Genomic DNA, 17,863 nt, shown 5'->3' on the forward strand with positions numbered 1-17,863 from the left:
AGCATAATGCGAACCGTAACAGGTGCAATATTGGCCATGAATCTTGAAGTTAAGGATTTCGTACACAGGGATGTGGAGGAAGCGGACAGGCGTCTCAGGGAAATCGGTGCCAGGAAGATACTGCTGCAGCTGCCCGATGGTCTGAAGCCCTACGCCTTCGACTACTTCACGTATCTGTCGCAGAGATACGATGTGATTCTCTCGTCATCTCCTGTTTACGGCGCCTGCGACATAGGCCCTTCATACCTTTATGATAGGGTGGATGCGATAGTGCAGGTTGGGCATTCGATAATGCGAAATGTGAAATATCCCCGCCCGGTCATATTCATAGAGCACTACAGGACAGTGGACGTCGAAGATATAAACACGGAAGCCCTGAAAAATTATCGCAGAATAGGCCTTATATATTCTATACAGTACAGGCCAGTTGCGGATCGCGTTAAACGGATACTGGAGTCAAAGGGATTTGAGGTCATTATCGGAAGATCGGACAGGCGGATGACCTACGATGGTCAGGTGCTGGGGTGCAATTTCAGCTCAGTTCACTCGGTGGAAGCAGAGGTTGAAGCATTTGTCATAGTATCTACAGGATCATTTCACGCACTGGGATCACAGATATCAACGGAAAGGCCAGTTTTTCTGCTGGATCTGAACGAGATGTCCCTCAGATCAATGGAGAAAGAAGCCGATACCTTCATAAGAAAGCGATATGCCCAGATATACCGGGCAATGGATGCGAAGAGGATATGTTTCCTTGTGGATACAAGGATAGGACAGCGGCGTGAAAAGCTTGCCAGGATGCTGATGGACCGCGCAAGGGATCTGGGTAAGGAGGCGGTTCTTGCCTACACCGATAACATAAGCGATCAGGATATACAGAATATGGGGTGCGATCTGGCCGTTTATACAGGATGCCCGAGGGTACCCATAGACGATCAGGATCGATTCACCGTACCGGTACTCACGCCGGCCGAATTTTCCATGGCGTTTTTCAAGTCATCGAAAAGGTACGTTCTGGACGAGATCGTTTCAGTCGACGAGTTCACCGATCAGTGAGGTGTTCTCATAGCCGATTATACGTGCGGAGTGCCAGGTGTATTTCTCCGCTGGAGCGCGAATGACGACTGGCCTGTAGGAGGCATCGCGGCCCACCATCGTTCCTGGCTTGCCATCCTCGGTTATCAGTATGCGCTCAACCTTTCCGACCAGCGCGGAGAACCTTTCTGATACTATTTTCCTGTGAATCTCTGCCATCGTTCTATCCTGATCCTTGAGCACGTTTGTCGGTCTTGGCCTGTGCTCGAAGTCCGGTGTGAGTTCCCTCGGTGAAAACCTCGTCACATTGATTATCTCCGGTTGCACCTTTCTGATCAGATCGCATGTGAGATCGAAGCTCCGATCATTCTCCGCATGGTATCCTATTATGACGTCTGTGGATATTGTCATGTCCGGGAAACGTTTCCGGAAGGACTCGATTATCTGCATGAATTCATCCACGGTATACTCGCGGTTCATCGCCGTGAGCACGCGATCATCACCGCTCTGCACGGGTATATGCAGGAACTTGAACACCTTTGGATCATCGTATGCCTCCAGTAGATCGTCCAGTATCTCAATGGTGTTCCTCGGCTCCATCATGCCCACACGGAGCATGAAGTCCCCATCAACTGCCGTAATATCCTTTATCAGGGATGGAAGCCTGTAGCCGGTGTCCTTGCCATAGGCGGCCGTGTCAAGCGAACTGATCCTGATCTCTCTCTTTCCTGCGGCAACCATCATGCGGATCTGGTTCACTATCTTTTCCGGCCTTCTTGATACGAGTTTACCCCGCGCTATATGCGATATGCAGAAATTGCATTTGCCGGTGCATCCCTGGTTTATGGGTATACCGGACATGATCTCGGCATCGATGATCGAGGTATCTTCGAGATACTCCTGAAACTGCTGGAATTCATTTCTGTCGATGGCCTCTATATTCCCGCCGGATATTTCGCTGCCCTTTATGGCTGAAAGACAGCCTATAACCTTCACGCGGCCAAGCCTGCTGAGTTCCTCTATCCTCTTCAGCATGTGATCCTCGGTTTTCTGTATGACTGCGCATGTGCCTATTATAGAGATGTCGGCCTCATCTGGCCTGCTGACCAGAACCGATCCCTCCGAAAGCAGCTTGTTAACGTAAAGGCCGGTTTCGCCCTGGTTGAGAGTGCACCCATACCCCTCGTAGTAGATCTTCATTTGGTGTGCATTATTTTTTAGTATATTAGCATGGATTATGATCCGAATTCACAATCCTATCCCCGCGATCAATGTCATGTTAACCAACGCATCGCGCACTCTCGGTCTATTTTAGGAACTGATCCAATCCATCGTTGAAGCCTGCAGAAAGATAATCTTTCTTTATGATCATAACGATCCTGCGATCGATGGCATACGTCAAAAGCCGAAATCTGCCATAGCAAAAGCTTAATACTTGCTCTGATCGTATATACAATAGGTTAAAAATAATCATTTTATAAAAAATGGAACTGCTATCCGTTATAAAATAACTGAATCTTAAACTCAGAATTTATATATTTAAAACAAATAACTGAATATGGAAAAGAAAGACATATCAGATCAGTACCTGGAGGGCTACAGCTGCGATGTCGCCATCCGCTGGTCGAGGATCGATCCATCACTCCTGCCTGTTGACGAGCTTGACAAGCAGATAATATGCTTTCTGAGATACAATGCAAGGATATCCAATGCGGAAATTGCAAAGGCCCTGAACACGAGCGAGGCAACTGTCAGAAGGAGGATAAATGAGCTCGTCAGGAAGAAGATAATAATAGGATTTTCAGCATTGGTGGATCTACAGGCAGTTGAAAACAGCATAAAGGCGTACATCATAATCGATGTGGATCCGAACAAGATGGATGACGTTGCAAACTCAATAACGGACAATATAAACGTCCTGAGCCTGTACAGAAGGCGGGGCAAGAACCAGCTGATCGCAGAAACGCTGTTCCTAAACCTTGAAGCCATAGAAAACTTCGAGAGCCAGATATCAAAGATGAGCGGCGTAAAGAACTTCGAGACCATGATAATATCCAAGGCGTACAGGAAGAACCCATGGATAGGAATTTGACCGCCAGCACATCTGATGACAAACGTTTAAAATTTTTGTTCGGCAGTTATTGATAATTAGAAGGGCTTATTTTAAAAAGTGGGGTTCAAATTCAGTCCTTTGGAACCCCACTGTCCATTATCTTCATGTACTGCTCTTCTGTCAGTTTTCCGGTTGCGAGTACTAGGCTTTTTATTGATTTCCCAGTTTCAACGGCCTCTCTCACTATCTTTGCAACGTTATCGTATCCGAGATAGGGGTTAAGGAGCGCTGCTGAACCGAAGCTGTTCGCCAGGTGTTCTCTGCATACAGGAACGTTAGCTTTGATGCCGTCTATGAGTTTCTGCTTGAACATCTTCAGGCCGTTTGTCATTATGTCTATGGATCTCGTCAGCTCGTAGTCGATGTTGGGCATCATCACGTTCAGCTCAAGCTGCCCTGCCTGAACGCTCATATTAACCGCCTGCTGCGCTCCTATGACTGAGTGGCAGATCATGTTCATGGCCTCGGCGATGGACGGGTTTATCTTGCCCGGCATTATGGATGATCCCTGCTGTACAGCTGGAATTATTATCTCATGGATGCCTGCGCCAGGGCCGGAGTAAAGCAGCCTTATGTCGTTTGCTATCTTCTCAACATCCAGGGCGAGGTTCGTGACCGCATTCATGACCCTGGAGAAATCCGTCATGAACTGCATTATGCCGAGCAGATTCGTGCTTTTCCTGAAGTTCTCCTTCGTTATCTCGTTTATGTGCTTCACCACGTTTTCCTGATAGTTCTTCGCAGTGTTTATCCCCGTGCCAACCGCTGTCCCCCCTATGTTCAGCTCCATTATGTAGTCCGAGGCATCTATTATCTCATCACGGTCCTTCTTCATGGCGTAGGCGTAGGCTCCGAACTCAAGCCCAAGCGTTACAGGCGCAGCATCCTGGAGATGGGTCCTCCCGGGCTTTGCGATCCCCCTGAATTCCCTGCTCTTTGCCTCTAAGCTCTCTATGAGTTCGTTGAGTGCATCCTTGAGCTTCCTGATCTTCTTGGAGACTGTTAATCGCATCATCGTCGGATAAACATCGTTCGTAGACTGGCTCATGTTCACGTGGTCGTTTGGATGTATCACCGAGTACTCTCCCTTATTCTTGCCCATCAGTGTCAGCGCAACGTTGGCTATGACCTCATTTGCGTTCATGTTGTAGGATGTTCCTGCGCCAGCCTGGTAGACGTCTATCACGAACTGGTCATGGTACTTCCCGCCGATTATCTCGTCGCATGCCTTTGAAATGTAATCTGCCTTCTCCTTATCCAGTGCGCCTCCGTCGGCATTTGCAAGCGCTGCAGCCTTCTTGACCTGCGCAATTGATACGATGTGATCAGAATCAGCGGTCAGCCCGGTGATCCTGAAGTTCTCCCTTGCCCTTGCCGTGTTTATGCCATAAAATACATTGTCGGGCAGCTGCACCTCCCCGATAACATCCCTTTCTGTCCTCATGCGTGACTATCGTTTGAGTGTATAAATTTTTGATTATGCCGCACGAATGATATCGTGCAGTTCCCGTATGCCGGCACTCGCATGATAAATATCTGCAATGAACGGTAATTGCATGCATTTCTTACCATATATCAATTAGTTATGATTGGAGAAAAAACATATTAATATCATCCGGTCATAACAAGAGATGACAATCATGAGGCAAAATGAGGTCATTATCAGAGTAGCCGGTGCTGCCGGTGACGGTGTGCAATCGGCCGGTGAAATCCTGGTTAGGACTTTTGCAAGAAGTGGGCTTTACGCAACCTCTTACAACTATTATCAGGACATCATAAGGGGTGGAGAATCCTGGTATCAGGTGCGTGCTTCTGATGTAAAGGTAAAGAACCAGGGGGACGGCCTGGACATACTGATAGCGCTGAACCAGGATGGCGTGGAGAGGCACACGAACCCGGATATAAATGAGGGCGGTGCTTCTCCTCTCGGAAAGGATGGAATAGCGATATTCGACAATTCGATAAAGAATTACACCAAGAGGGATACCAACTACTGCCCGATGCCTCTGGCGGACATAGCTGCAAAGTACAGCAAGAACACGCTCCTGAAGAATACGGTGGGACTCGGAGCGGCCATAGCTGCAACAGGAATAGATTTCAATATATTCGCCGATGTGATAAGGGACCAGTTCGGAAAGAAGGGTGAGATAGCCGAGCTGAACGTGAAGGCAGCCAAGGAGGGCTACGATTATTATCTGGCCAACTTCAAGCCTCTGGGCAAGAAGTTCAAGTTCGGAAAGAAGAAGTACATGATATCGGGTGGGATGGCCGTTGCCCTGGGTGCTGTGGCTGGCGGCCTGAAGATGTATGTCGCTTATCCTATGACACCAGCGTCATCAGCCCTTCATTTCCTGGCGCAGCATGCGAAGAAGTACGGCGTCTTCGTTAAGATACCTGAGGATGAGATCTCCGCAATAAATACCGTTATAGGCGCAAACTACGCCGGTGTACGAGCGATGACCGGATCATCTGGCGGAGGTTTTGCACTGATGACAGAGGCGGTTGGGCTTTCAGGCATGACAGAGGTACCGCTTGTTATATACGAGGCACAGAGGCCTGGTCCGTCAACCGGCCTTCCGACAAAGACGGAGCAGGGAGACCTGAACCAGGTGCTGGGTGCATCGCAGGGCGATTTCCCAAGGATAGTGTTCGCACCTGGTGATATCGAGGAAGCCTTCTACCTCACAAGGGAGGCTATGAACATAGCGGAGAAGTACCAGACGCCTGTATTTGTCATGTCCGATTTATACCTTGCCGAGCATTACGACACCATAGACAGCTTCGATCTTAACTTCAATATAGATCACGGCCTCAGGGCCAAGGATAACGAACAGGATTACAAGAGGTATCTGATAACAGAAACCGGAATATCTCCGAGGGCGATACCGGGGCAGCCCGGAAACATGCACAATGAGGATTCAGACGAGCACAACGAATACGGAGACGTCGTGAGCGATGCTGTAACGAACCCGCAGGACAGAATCAAGATGATGCAGAAGAGGATGCGCAAGCTCGATACTTACATAGAGGAGATGAAGCCAACCCCCACGTACCGCATACAGGATGCAGAATACGTCATAATCCAGTGGGGCAGCACGAAGGGCGCGGTTGAGGAAGCCATAGACATACTCAGGGCTAAGGGAATAAAGATCGGCGCGATAGAGGTAAAGAACGTTTTCCCGCTGAATCCAGACATAGGCACACTGCTGAAGAACAGGAAGAAGATACTTGCCGTGGAGAACAATTATTCAGGCCAGCTTTCAAAGTACATAGCTGCCCAGTTCCTTGTAAAGCCTGAACTCATTACGAAGTATGACGGTGAGGCTTTCTATCCAAATGCGCTTGCTGAGGAGATAGAGGTAAGGATAGGAAAGAAGAAGGAGGTAATAAGGGAGTGATCACGATGAACATGAACGATTACAAGAACAAGAGGGTTCCACCTGACTGGTGCCCTGGTTGCGGAAATTTTGCTCAGCTTTCCGCAATAACAATGGCTCTTGCCGAGCTGAAGATAGATCCGAAGGACGTTGTGGTCGCATCCGGTATCGGATGCTCATCCAATATGCCTGAGTTCCTGAACACATACGGTTTTCATGGCCTCCACGGAAGGCTGGTGCCGTTTGCGGCAGGTGTGAAGTGGGCAAATTCAAAGCTTACCGTGATAGCGTATGGCGGCGATGGCGATGGATTCTTTGAGGGTACCCAGCACTTCTACCATACAGCCAAAAGGAACGTGGACATAACGTACATGGTATCGGATAACCAGGTCTTCGGCCTAACAACGGGCCAGGCATCTCCTACGGCTCCAATAGGCCTAAAGACGAAGACGACGCCAGACGGAAACATAGAGACGCCATTCAACCCGATAGCCTTTGCGCTCAACGCAGGCGCAACCTTTGTGGCAAGGGCCTTCTCAGGTGATATAAAGCATCTGAAGGATATAACGGTGCGTGCGATAAAGCATAAGGGATTCTCCTTCATAGACGTCATAAGCCCATGCGTCACGTGGAACAAGGAAAACAGCTATGAGTACTTCAGGCCAAGGGTGTACCACCTCGAGAACAACGATGTAACAAACTTCGACCAGGCTTACAAGCTTGCCTTCGAGTGGGGCGATCACATACCGATCGGTGTCTTCTACGAGGTCGAAAGGCCGACATACGAAGATCTCGATGAGGTTCTCAAGGAAGGGCCGCTGGTCGAGCAGGGCATTCATAAACTTACGGAAGACGATCTAGAAGAATTCGCATAATATTAATTATCTTTTTATACTTAATGTAGGTATATATGCAAAGGTTAAAATCTCAAGCCTCCCACCATGAGGGTCACCGTGTCGAACTTAATGTAGGTATATATGCAAAGGTTAAAATAGCAGAATTTTGATAAATGTTTGATGAATAAGACAGCTTTAGTTGCGATTATAGTGGTAGTCGTTGTCGTAGCTGGAGTTGGTGGATATCTGGGATACCAGTATACACATCCGGTCAAGACTAACCTGCCAAAAATGTACATAACGGCACTGTCCCCGTTGAACGCACTGGCGACATTCGAACTGGACGAGCTTGTGAGCAATTATAAGGCACTTGGTCTTCCAATAAGTATATCGCTGGTCTCGCCGACAGTAGAAGGTGAATGGCTATCGCCAACATCAACACCGCAGTTTGTTGATCTTGGATGGCTGCCAGACTGGCCTGATCCTGTGGCACAGCAGATGTGGCCAATGGCTACGTACTCTAACGGTGGCGCATATGGAGCGAACATGGCCTGGGTTAACAACACGACTCTGAACTCAGCATTCCCAGCTATAGTTTTCAACAGCAACAAGACACAGCAGATGCAGGAATTCGTGCAGCTCTACAAGGTATTCTATGACCAGTATTCTTACATATGGCTTCCTAACCCGGACACATACTTCTTCGTGCAGCCATACATAACGAATTTCACTTACAACGCGTATGAGAATCACTATTACAACATGATGAACTACAATTCAACGCTTGCCCACGATTACGGAATGACTCTTCCATCCAATGGATCAGGTGGATACGCTTTAAACGATGCGGCCGTAGGTGACTCACTTGCTCCTCCTGACTATCTCGACCCATCGCATGGATTCTTTGTACAGGATGGTCCAATGTTCACCGCAGCCTTCCAGCAGCTCTATGAACTCAACGGTACGAACTATGAACCGGTTGTGCCCGTCATAGCGCAGACTCCAGCAAAGGATGCGACCAACACAAGCAATCCGAACGTAGCCTACAGGATATACAACATAACCCTAAGAAGCGGTGTATACTTCGATGCTCCGTCATTTGGAGTTTATGGTAGTGCAACAAACTACTCAACAGTGGTCAACGCCACAACGGTATGGTTCTCGCTGTACCGTACACTCGTGATGGCCCAGGGTGTCTCCGTTGACAACTACGCTGGAATGCTGTTCAACGCATCAGCATATGCAGCAACCGCTCCATACTCGCTTCCATGGGGCTGGATGCATGCAATGCGTGCAGTTGCCAACAACACATCACTTAACTCGGGCATAAGCTTCCCGTATCCGAATGTATATTCGAACCTCAACGTTTCCAACACAGTATACGCTGCGGACTACCTGGCGAACATGCTCTCCCACTTCGATCCTTGGAGCAACGCTACTCAGGCAGCTTTGATATCTTACCCGAACCAGGCCCTGTACGTGCCCAACTACAACAAGACTGTAGCGATGTATGGTTCTAACAGCGCAGCACTGAATGCGCATTCATTGAACGTTACGATACAGCTCCTGAAGCCTTACCCGTTCTTCCTACAGGATATGGCAGAGTGGTGGGGTAACATAGCCGATCCGGCATTCATAGACACTCATGATGGCGTCCTTGCAACAGCGCCTAACAACTACACCGATGCTAATGGAATGCCTGGCACCGGTCCATACTACATAAGCGGTGTTGGATCATCGCTGTCAACGGTAACGCTCACAATGGCGTCCAACTACTGGGGCAAGGCCTACTGGAGCATGCCAGGTCATGGTGGTCTTCCTGCAATGGCGCAGCCCGCACACATAGGCACAGTGGTGATGGACTTCACGATTGATCACTCTGGAAGGGTCAGCGGTTTCTTGGACAACACATACCAGATATCGGTGGTGAGCTCTTCATATCTAGGTTCCATAATAGGTCAGGGTGCATTCAAGAACATACCCTTGAAAGACTACTTTATCAATTTCGGTGCGAATCCGGCAGTATTCTACATATCTATGAACAATTACCTGTATCCAACTAACAACACTTACTTCAGGATGGCCCTCTGGTATGGTACGAACTATAGCGCATTGAATACGCCTTTCTATTACACATTCGCCAATGGAACAAAATTGTTCCTTGCTCAGAACTACATAGGTCCAATATCTCCGGGCTTCGCCAACTTCTACAATAATGCTACAAAGGGACTTCAGCCGCCTACATACAACATAACACTTGCAGAGCACTACCTCAACATAGCCGGTCAGCAGGAGCACTTCTTCGTAACGCTACCAAACGGTACGAAGCTAGGTGATGTGTCGTCGTCCAGTACGACCGCACAGATAGTCCTGACCGTTGGCAACCTACTGGACAATATGCTCATGGCGCCGGTAAGAATATTCTAATGAAAGTAAAATTTTTTACTATTTTTGATAAAATTTTTGTATTCAAATTCATTTTAATTTTTTATGAGGGAAGAAGAATTAGCTGTTATGGAAAAGAAACTCAATAATGAAATTGAAAGAAAAAAGGAAATTATAAAGAAATTAAACAGCGATCTTGAGGAATTATCTGCGATCGAAAATGAGTTGCTAGCCGAACTTGGTGAAGATCATGAATGACAAAATGAAGGAATTGGTGAGGCTTTCATCCGAATCCTCGGCTCTTGATAGGGATATCATAGAGAAGCAGTTGGAGATAAAGAAAAGGATCATGAGAGTATCAGGTTTAATATCGCTTTATAGGATCAAAAAAGGAAGTGATCCGCCAGTTGAGCTACTAAAAATTCGTGATCGGCTATTTAATGAATATATGAAGAAATAATGTGCCTTTTAGAATGATTGATATATATTTATATTACACCAATACTATAATTTATATCTTGAAGATGTATACTCGATACTGCCAAAAAATTTCGTGGTTTATGTTAGGCATTCGCTAGATAAACTTTATTAGATCAATTTCCATATTGCCTCTGCATGGATAGCAGAACACTTGCATTCATAATAAGAAGGGCAATATATGCAATTTTCACGCTTCTGATTCTTATTGTGTTCATATTCACACTTATACATATTATAGCTCCTAATCCACTGGCTTTAGCGAGACTGTATGCGGGCAATCCTCATGCATCGCAGTCTGAGCTCATCGGTATCGAGAAAAAATATGGTCTGAATCTGCCTATATATGATCAGGTGATAAATTACATTAAGGACGTGTTCATTGGGAATCTTGGATATGATTACCTTCACGATCAGCCAGTTTTAAAATTGATAGGCGAGTATCTGCCGATCACACTCGAATTTGTCCTGACAGGCATAGTGTTATCCGTCATAATAGGCCTCTTTACAGGAGCATATGCAGCAGCCAGAAGAAGAAAACCTGCAGATTACACGATCAAGGGTCTCTACCTTGCCACATGGTCGATGCCCACATTCTTACTTGCCGCTGTTCTGCAGCTTTACATAGCCTATGATTTGAAGCTTCTTCCAGCTACTGGCATGGTTAACCCTACTCTGAAACCTCCCCCAAATGTATTGGCATTTCCGCTTCTAAACGCCATATACGCCCATGACTGGGTTTACGCCTCAAGTGTTATACATCATATGATACTCCCAACCCTTTCTGTTGCTTTGCTATCCTTCGGTGTTATCACAAGGTTAACCAGATCCACCATGCTTGATATAATGGATATGGATTATTTCCGTTTGACCATCATGAAAGGAATACCCCGGAGAAAAGCGGTATACGGGGTGGCTTTGAGAAATGCTGCGATTCCCTTGGTAACTTATATAGTGCTTGCATTTGCTTACGCTATGGGTGGAGCTGTGGTGATAGAGGATATATTTTCTTACCACGGTATGGGTTATTATATTGTTCAGGCAGTTTACAACCTGGACTATCCTGGCATACTGGGGACTACGATAATAATAGCGATCGCTGTAATTGTAGCTAATCTTGTGGCTGATGTATTGTACGGAATACTGGATCCAAGGGTGAGGCTGGAATGACAGAAAGTAATGTTGTAACTAACGTTGTAGAGAAAAAACCAAAGACGCAGAACAGGACGATCGCTTATCTCAAGATAATGATAAAGGATCCTTCTGCCGTCCTTGGTCTCGTTATAGTTGTAGCGTTTTTGGGATGGTCAATCATACAGGGTTTACTTGAAGTCTTTTTCGGTATATCCGGTCCTGCAATAGCGTTGCTACCACATGACCCTTTTAAATACAATTTGGTTGTGGGTCTTCACCCCCCGGATCGCACATATCTATTGGGGACAAATGCAAATGGTGAGGATATACTATCAAGGATGCTATACGCGATGCCTAGGGATGCCTATATTTCGATTATTGTAGTATTGTCGGGTGTTCTTCTTGGCGGACTGTTCGGAATCATCGCGGGGTATAGGGGCGGCTACCTCGATGAAGTTATAATGAGGATAACAGATGCGTTCTTGTCGTTGCCCGCACTTATACTGGTGATTGCGTTATCAGTCCTGTTTCATGAAACGCTTGGCGGCGTAATACTTGCACTTGTAATTGTGTGGTGGCCTATATACGCAAGGTTCTTCAGAGCGCAAACGCTGAGAATCAAGAATCTGGACTTCGTGCAGGCTGCGAAGTTAGGAAATGTTTCATTCGCAAAACTATTCTTCAGCTATCTTTTCATAAATTCAATAGATCCGGTTGTTGCCTATGCGGCTCTAGATTTCGGAAACGTCATACTCACATATTCAACATTAGCCTTTCTGGGTATAGGATTAGAGCCACCAATACCGGAACTTGGATCAATGGCATCTAACGGTGTGGGTACTCTGCCCACAGGATGGTGGTATGCAGTATTTCCGGGCCTGGCAATACTTATAATAGTGATAGGCTTCGTGCTCGTAGGAGACAGAATGCAGGATATCGTTTCAAACAGGATAAACTACTAGGTGCATTTCGATGTTGTTAAGCATTAAGCATCTGAACGTATGGTACAATACAGTAGCTGGCAAGTACAAGGTCATCGACGATCTAAATCTTGACATAGATCAGGGGGAGCTTGTCTCGCTGGTCGGCGAATCTGCTTCTGGAAAATCTACGCTTGGGCAGGTCATATCCAGAATGCTTCCGCCTGTTGGAATCACATCCGGCGAAGTTGTGCTGGACGGTGTAGATGTTCTGAAGCTCTCAGAGAAGGAGATGACCAAGATCAGGGGAACGACCGTATTCATGATTTTTCAGAACCCACTTAACAGCCTGAATCCGGTGAAGAGGATTGAGGAGCAGCTCATGGAGGCCCTTGCCATCAGGAACAGCAGAATGAATATACAGATGACTTTCGAAGAGGCAAGGAAAGAGGTAATTAAAGCCCTGGAGAGCCTAAGATTGCCGGACCCTGAGAAAATTCTGATAAGGTATCCCCATGAGCTTTCTGGTGGGCAGGTACAGAGGGTAGTTATATGCATGGCGCTTCTTCTAAGACCAAAATTATTGATTGCAGATGAACCTACCACTGCACTTGATGTCACAATTCAGGCGCAGGTAGTGAAACTGTTGAAGGATCTCAACAGAGATACAAAGATGACAATCATCTTCATCACGCACGATGTTGGCCTTGCCTACGTTTTATCCGATCGCATGCTCGTTTTTTATGCAGGAAGGGTTATGGAGCAGGGGCAGACCGTTGAAATCGTTAAAAATCCCCTGCACCCGTACACATCCGGATTGCTTGCAAGCATTCCATCTTCACCAAAGCATTCAGGGAAGCTGTATTCCATACCGGGGTATCCACCTTCATATCTGTCGTTGCCAAAGGGCTGCAAATTTGCCCCGAGATGCAGGTTTGCATTCGAAAGGTGTTTTGAGGAGGAACCCAGTTACATAAAGAAGGATAACAGATTGATAAGGTGTTGGCTGTATGAGTGAGATATACTCTCTTAAAAATGTAAAGAAATATTATCTGGCCCAGAAACGTGGTCTGATAGACGCTCTTGTTAAGGTTCCGAAAATATATGTCAGGGCGCTAGACGATGTGAGCATATCAATAATGGATGGGAACGTCATAGGTGTTGTTGGGGAAAGCGGTTCCGGTAAGTCGACCATGGGCAAGGTTATGGTAACCTTGGAGACTCCGACAGATGGCGAACTCTACTTCAAGGGCACTAGGGTCACTAAGTCAGAGTACCCAAAGATAAGGAAGCAGGTGGATATGGTATTCCAGAACCCTGCCACATCATTGAACCCTAAAATGAAGGTGAAGGACATAGTTTCTGAACCTCTTGGGCACTTTGACGAAGGCGCCATAAAGGAGGTCATTCTGAAGGTAGGTCTTTCATACGACGAGGTCAAGGACAAGCAATCCAGGGAACTTTCGGGAGGGCAGGTTCAGAGGGTTGCGATCGCACGTGCGTTGATGAAGAAGCCGGAACTGCTAGTTCTCGATGAACCAACATCAGCTCTGGATGAATCAATACAGGCACAGGTCTTGAACCTTCTCGTCGACCTGCAGACAGAGTATAAGATGACATATATATTTATAACTCATAATATACTGGTAGCAAAATACATATCAGACTATATAGTGGTATTATACGCTGGCAAAATAGTGGAGTATGGGCCGACTTCAGAGGTCCTTTCCAAGCCTTTGCATCCCTATACTCAATTGCTTCTAAGTTCCGTTCCGACGGTTGATGTTAAGGATGTGAAACCGCCTGTCGGCGATGTGCCGAGCCTGATAAATCTTCCACAGGGCTGCCGTTTTAACCCCAGATGCCCATTTGTTATGGAAAAATGCAGGAAAGAAGAACCACCTCTGATAAGTCAGGGGCAGAATTATCAGGTGGCATGCTGGCTGTATGAATAAGAAGGGATATGCAAAAACTACGATCAAGAGCGTGATCGCTCTGTTGATCTTTTCCAGCGTACTTGAGATCAGCTCTAAGAACATCTATAATTATCTCATATTTGTTGCAACATGGCTCGGACTAACGGCAATTTACGAAGTCTATAAGTATTCAACAAAATATACGCTGGAAGATGACGGCGTACATGTGAAATCGCCTCTCAAGTCGAATTTAATATACTATCATAATATCCGCGATGTTTTTATGACTGAAGGATTTCTTCAGAGAAGGTTTGGGCTGTCATCCGTATACATAATTACGCCAAAGGAGGCGATTGCCGTTCGTGATTTGAATAATGGGAAGGAATTCTTGAATCTGATAGAGGATCGTATTGGAAGAGCCAGAACCGACTAGTTTTCTTATATTTTGGTACTTTTCTTATATCTTTTTAGAAGATGGGTTTTCAGATGGATATTTTAATATTTGTATGGTATTATAGTGAATGAGTCTACTAAATTTTTAATAGGTATTTTTGTTACAATATTTGTCGATGAACATATACGTAATAACCAGAAAAATAATACAAGATGTCGTTCTGATTATATTTGTCGTGGTGATACTTTACGTGGTATTCAGGATTATGCCAGGGAGTCCCGTAGACCTTTTCCTGCACGGTTTAAAGCATCCTACAGAACAGGAAAAAATTACAATTGAAAAACAACTTGGCCTATACGGTGGGAAATTTAGCTTGACAAATTTTCTCATCTATCTTAGAGATATGTTTACATTTAACTTTGGCGAAGACTATTATACGGGTCAAAGCGTAATTTTTGTCATTAAGCAGGCATTGCCTTATACTCTTCTGCTTTTTGGTTCAGCTGCAGTCATTTCTTTTGCAATAGGGATCCCGTTAGGAATATACACATCGTTTAAGAGGGGTAAAAAATCTGAGAGCGGCATTATAACTGCAAGTACGCTTCTCAATTCTATACCATTCTTTGTTTTTGCTATTATTTTCTTTGTTTATCTTGCGGGGGATCTTCACATATTTCCGTTGAGATCAATATTCCCTATTTCGTATATTGTACATCCAACTTTGAAGAGTATCGAGTTGATTCTTTATTATCTCGCTATGCCTATCATAGTCCTGGTTATAGTAGAAGCTGCAGGGCATCTGTTAACCATGCGTGCTGCCATGGTATCAGTTCTTGGTGAAGATTTTATAACAACAGCGCGTGCGAAAGGAGTAAGTGAACGGGGTATAATGTTTCATCATGCGGCTAGAAACGCCATGATACCTGTTTCCACTAGAATGGCCCTTGAATTCGCTTTCTTAATGAGTGGGGCTGTGATAGTCGAAGTAATATTCTCAATACACGGAATGGGTACTGTTCTTTATGATGCAACACTTCAAGAAGATTATCCTGTAAGTGAAGGGGCTCTCTTTGTGATTTCAATCATAGTTATATTGGCTTATTCTGCCATAGACTTTATTCATGCTTGGTTAGATCCAAGAATCAAGGTGTAGAAATGAAGAGCAATTATAATTTTAGAAAGGAAAGAATTAGATTCACGATATCTAATCTTAAAAAGGACTGGAAGATTTTCTACTCATCAGCCTATGGGAAGGTGGGCTTCATATTAGTTATGATATTTGTTATAATATCCCTAATAAGCCCATTAATTATTATTCACAACAATCCAAATAATTATATTGTCCCGCAGGAGGATTTCTATACTGCTGGTCTTGAAAAGAGCCTGAACATTGGTGCCAGCAATTTTTATGGGCCTTTTTCATCAACATCGAATCCAGACGGTAGTTATCTTCTTTACTTCAACAATAAAACTAACATAGTGAGTATAGGAGAAAATGGTGCCATTTATCATTTACTAAATTCAACAGGTTTGATGCCATTGAAAGTCTATTCAATAGGTAATTATAATGAATACCTTATAAGCGGTACTCTTCAACTTAACACGTATCTCATTGATTCAAATGAAACAACAGTTTTTATAGGCAAAGTTGTCTGGCCAAGTGGAACTCCAGGAAGTGGGAACCCTTCCGTTAGTTGGTCAGATATTAATGCGAGCAATGTGATCGATTTTATTTCCAGTGCGTATTCCTATTCTACATATCAGAGCGGAATTCCTGAATTCAACGATGAAACTTACAGACCAGCTTACCTGATCATTGAGAACGGATCTACGACTTCTGGTTTTTATCTGACATCTTATTATCTTTCATCTATGAAACAGGTTTTTTCAATTAAATTGCCTCATAGTGTTGGCCCAGATTCGCTTCATTTTTACGGTTCGCTTTTTGACACAGCAGATATTCCAAATCAACTCATTTTGGTTAATTATTCAAACAATTTATTGGCTTATTCAATGACTGGCAAACTCAAATGGGATCTATCATTGCCCGCAAATATAACTCAAATTTATATTCCATTCGCTTATCAGTCAATTTCAAAACCATATAACATGATATTTTCTGTTTCGGGAAATGATGTTTTTGGTATATATCCCGAAAATGGTAGCTATGGAACCATTTATACAGGAAAGGACTCTGTATTAGCCATAGCTAGTACCCAAGGGGAAAGCGGTTTCCCCTCAGCCTTTATTGTATTGACAAAAGGTTTATTTACGGTACTTAGCGCACCTGATAAAATATCGGAATCAGTAAGTATACCGGCGTCACTAAATAGGATAAGCTCCGATCAATTGGATTTTCTAGTTTATGATGACAGTGGATATATGATTATGGCTGAATATTTAACAAGTAGTGAACCATTCGCATGGTTTACCAATCTCAATACCCACATATCAAAACCACAATTCTTTGTAAATCCTGAAAGTGCAAGAGAATCCATTGCAATGCTTGTTGGAAATAAGCTTAACATATATTCAGTAAATGGAAAAGACCTGAATCCATTGCCTCCAACACTTAATGTTCCCGCTGGAGGCCCACTTCTCCTAGGCACCACTGATCATGGCAAAGATGTTTGGTCTTTATTCATAGGAAGCTTCCCAACAGATTTATACATAGGTGTTGTTGTTGGTATAGGGATACTGCTTATCTCAATGGTTATAGGTATGCTGATAGGCTATTTCACTGGCATCGTTAGTTCACTTGTAGAAACTTTCTCGCTCGCCGTATACCTGATTCCAGGACTCCCACTTTTAATAGTTGTGGCCAGTATAGTGGGGCCTTCGTTAATTGGGCTGATTGCGGTGCTTACATTCCTGAGTTGGCCTTTTCCAACATTTACCCTTATAGGTATAATACGAAGCTTGAAAAGCAGGGCTTTTGTAGAGGCCGCTAAAATTTCTGGTGCGTCTACGATGTATATATTGAGAAAGCACATGCTTCCAAATATAACGCCTATCCTCGTATACTTAACCGCAATAAACATAGGCGGTGCTGTAGCCGCCGTTTCCACTCTACAGATACTTGGAGTGGCTCCACTAAACGTTCCAACATGGGGCGGAATGTTATCCGGGTTTTACAGTGACTACTTTGATCTGATAATTGCACCATGGTGGTTTATTCCTCCAATAGTTGCATTAACTCTCTTTATCTTCGCATTTATATTCGTTTCAAGAGGGCTAGATGAAGTTGTCAATCCTAGATTAAGCCAGAGGAGATAA

Annotated in this window: 16 protein-coding genes; 14 read left to right on the forward strand and 2 right to left on the reverse strand. The window is 44.9% G+C overall.

The annotated features are described in order from the left end of the window. Positions 1–6 precede the first annotated feature (6 nt). Positions 7–1,056 (forward strand): diphthamide biosynthesis enzyme Dph2, encoded by a 1,050-nt coding sequence (gene dph2, locus TA_RS01310; RefSeq protein WP_010900684.1) that lies wholly within the window; start codon positions 7–9, stop codon positions 1,054–1,056. Here the strand turns inward: dph2 and TA_RS01315 are convergent. Then, a complete protein-coding gene (locus TA_RS01315; RefSeq protein ID WP_010900685.1) occupies positions 1,030–2,235 on the reverse strand; it encodes a tRNA (N(6)-L-threonylcarbamoyladenosine(37)-C(2))-methylthiotransferase in 1,206 nt (401 codons plus the stop codon). The two genes, dph2 and TA_RS01315, sit on opposite strands and share 27 nt — an antisense overlap. A 358-nt stretch (positions 2,236–2,593) precedes the next feature. Here TA_RS01315 and TA_RS01320 point away from each other — a divergent pair, with 358 nt between their 5' ends. Further along, positions 2,594–3,127, forward strand: coding sequence for an Lrp/AsnC family transcriptional regulator (locus TA_RS01320; RefSeq protein ID WP_010900686.1), 534 nt, complete (start codon positions 2,594–2,596; stop codon positions 3,125–3,127). A gap of 91 nt (positions 3,128–3,218) precedes the next feature. Here TA_RS01320 and TA_RS01325 read toward each other — a convergent pair whose 3' ends face one another. Next, positions 3,219–4,592, reverse strand: coding sequence for an aspartate ammonia-lyase (locus tag TA_RS01325; RefSeq protein ID WP_010900687.1), 1,374 nt, complete (start codon positions 4,590–4,592; stop codon positions 3,219–3,221). 187 nt (positions 4,593–4,779) lie between these two features. Here TA_RS01325 and TA_RS01330 point away from each other — a divergent pair, with 187 nt between their 5' ends. The 12 genes from TA_RS01330 to TA_RS01380 all read left to right on the forward strand — a co-directional run bounded on the left by TA_RS01330 (position 4,780) and on the right by TA_RS01380 (position 17,863). Beyond that, complete coding sequence (locus tag TA_RS01330) at positions 4,780–6,546, forward strand: 2-oxoacid:acceptor oxidoreductase subunit alpha (protein ID WP_241761868.1); 1,767 nt, start codon at positions 4,780–4,782, stop codon at positions 6,544–6,546. A gap of 5 nt (positions 6,547–6,551) precedes the next feature. Continuing rightward, entirely contained in the window at positions 6,552–7,400 is an 849-nt protein-coding gene (locus TA_RS01335) for a thiamine pyrophosphate-dependent enzyme (protein ID WP_048162242.1), read from the forward strand. Positions 7,401–7,541: 141 nt separating this feature from the next. Beyond that, entirely contained in the window at positions 7,542–9,788 is a 2,247-nt protein-coding gene (locus TA_RS01340; RefSeq protein WP_010900690.1) for an ABC transporter substrate-binding protein, read from the forward strand. A gap of 63 nt (positions 9,789–9,851) precedes the next feature. Then, positions 9,852–10,004 carry a hypothetical protein gene (locus TA_RS08075; RefSeq protein ID WP_156778460.1) on the forward strand — a complete coding sequence of 51 codons (153 nt, stop codon included), beginning with the start codon at positions 9,852–9,854 and terminating at the stop codon, positions 10,002–10,004. Continuing rightward, positions 9,997–10,206 carry a hypothetical protein gene (locus TA_RS01345; RefSeq protein ID WP_048161488.1) on the forward strand — a complete coding sequence of 70 codons (210 nt, stop codon included), beginning with the start codon at positions 9,997–9,999 and terminating at the stop codon, positions 10,204–10,206. The genes TA_RS08075 and TA_RS01345 overlap by 8 nt, the downstream gene beginning before the upstream one ends. 155 nt (positions 10,207–10,361) lie before the next feature. Then, positions 10,362–11,393, forward strand: coding sequence for an ABC transporter permease (locus TA_RS01350; RefSeq protein ID WP_010900692.1), 1,032 nt, complete (start codon positions 10,362–10,364; stop codon positions 11,391–11,393). Positions 11,394–11,470: 77 nt separating this feature from the next. Further along, a complete protein-coding gene (locus TA_RS01355) occupies positions 11,471–12,319 on the forward strand; it encodes an ABC transporter permease (protein ID WP_394295368.1) in 849 nt (282 codons plus the stop codon). A gap of 10 nt (positions 12,320–12,329) precedes the next feature. Next, positions 12,330–13,295: an ABC transporter ATP-binding protein gene (locus tag TA_RS01360; RefSeq protein WP_010900694.1), complete on the forward strand. Its 966-nt coding sequence runs from the start codon at positions 12,330–12,332 to the stop codon at positions 13,293–13,295. Beyond that, positions 13,288–14,232: an oligopeptide/dipeptide ABC transporter ATP-binding protein gene (locus TA_RS01365; RefSeq protein WP_010900695.1), complete on the forward strand. Its 945-nt coding sequence runs from the start codon at positions 13,288–13,290 to the stop codon at positions 14,230–14,232. Before TA_RS01360 ends, TA_RS01365 begins: the two co-directional genes overlap by 8 nt. Then, positions 14,225–14,626, forward strand: coding sequence for a PH domain-containing protein (locus TA_RS01370; protein WP_048161492.1), 402 nt, complete (start codon positions 14,225–14,227; stop codon positions 14,624–14,626). The genes TA_RS01365 and TA_RS01370 overlap by 8 nt, the downstream gene beginning before the upstream one ends. Positions 14,627–14,762: 136 nt before the next feature. Then, positions 14,763–15,740, forward strand: coding sequence for an ABC transporter permease (locus TA_RS01375; RefSeq protein WP_048161497.1), 978 nt, complete (start codon positions 14,763–14,765; stop codon positions 15,738–15,740). A 2-nt stretch (positions 15,741–15,742) separates the two neighbouring features. Continuing rightward, entirely contained in the window at positions 15,743–17,863 is a 2,121-nt protein-coding gene (locus TA_RS01380; protein ID WP_048161499.1) for an ABC transporter permease, read from the forward strand.

It is taken from the genome of Thermoplasma acidophilum DSM 1728, from assembly GCF_000195915.1.
GTDB lineage: Archaea > Thermoplasmatota > Thermoplasmata > Thermoplasmatales > Thermoplasmataceae > Thermoplasma > Thermoplasma acidophilum.

What these genes read in the sequence shown, in the direction of transcription:
- dph2 (WP_010900684.1), top strand. Translation starts at nt 7, where the DNA reads ATGCGAACCGTAACAGGTGCAATATTGGCCATGAATCTTGAAGTTAAG.
- TA_RS01315 (WP_010900685.1), bottom strand. Translation starts at nt 2,235, where the DNA reads ATGAAGATCTACTACGAGGGGTATGGGTGCACTCTCAACCAGGGCGAA.
- TA_RS01320 (WP_010900686.1), top strand. Translation starts at nt 2,594, where the DNA reads ATGGAAAAGAAAGACATATCAGATCAGTACCTGGAGGGCTACAGCTGC.
- TA_RS01325 (WP_010900687.1), bottom strand. Translation starts at nt 4,592, where the DNA reads ATGAGGACAGAAAGGGATGTTATCGGGGAGGTGCAGCTGCCCGACAAT.
- TA_RS01330 (WP_241761868.1), top strand. Translation starts at nt 4,780, where the DNA reads ATGACAATCATGAGGCAAAATGAGGTCATTATCAGAGTAGCCGGTGCT.
- TA_RS01335 (WP_048162242.1), top strand. Translation starts at nt 6,552, where the DNA reads ATGAACATGAACGATTACAAGAACAAGAGGGTTCCACCTGACTGGTGC.
- TA_RS01340 (WP_010900690.1), top strand. Translation starts at nt 7,542, where the DNA reads ATGAATAAGACAGCTTTAGTTGCGATTATAGTGGTAGTCGTTGTCGTA.
- TA_RS08075 (WP_156778460.1), top strand. Translation starts at nt 9,852, where the DNA reads ATGAGGGAAGAAGAATTAGCTGTTATGGAAAAGAAACTCAATAATGAA.
- TA_RS01345 (WP_048161488.1), top strand. Translation starts at nt 9,997, where the DNA reads ATGAATGACAAAATGAAGGAATTGGTGAGGCTTTCATCCGAATCCTCG.
- TA_RS01350 (WP_010900692.1), top strand. Translation starts at nt 10,362, where the DNA reads ATGGATAGCAGAACACTTGCATTCATAATAAGAAGGGCAATATATGCA.
- TA_RS01355 (WP_394295368.1), top strand. Translation starts at nt 11,471, where the DNA reads ATGATAAAGGATCCTTCTGCCGTCCTTGGTCTCGTTATAGTTGTAGCG.
- TA_RS01360 (WP_010900694.1), top strand. Translation starts at nt 12,330, where the DNA reads ATGTTGTTAAGCATTAAGCATCTGAACGTATGGTACAATACAGTAGCT.
- TA_RS01365 (WP_010900695.1), top strand. Translation starts at nt 13,288, where the DNA reads ATGAGTGAGATATACTCTCTTAAAAATGTAAAGAAATATTATCTGGCC.
- TA_RS01370 (WP_048161492.1), top strand. Translation starts at nt 14,225, where the DNA reads ATGAATAAGAAGGGATATGCAAAAACTACGATCAAGAGCGTGATCGCT.
- TA_RS01375 (WP_048161497.1), top strand. Translation starts at nt 14,763, where the DNA reads ATGAACATATACGTAATAACCAGAAAAATAATACAAGATGTCGTTCTG.
- TA_RS01380 (WP_048161499.1), top strand. Translation starts at nt 15,743, where the DNA reads ATGAAGAGCAATTATAATTTTAGAAAGGAAAGAATTAGATTCACGATA.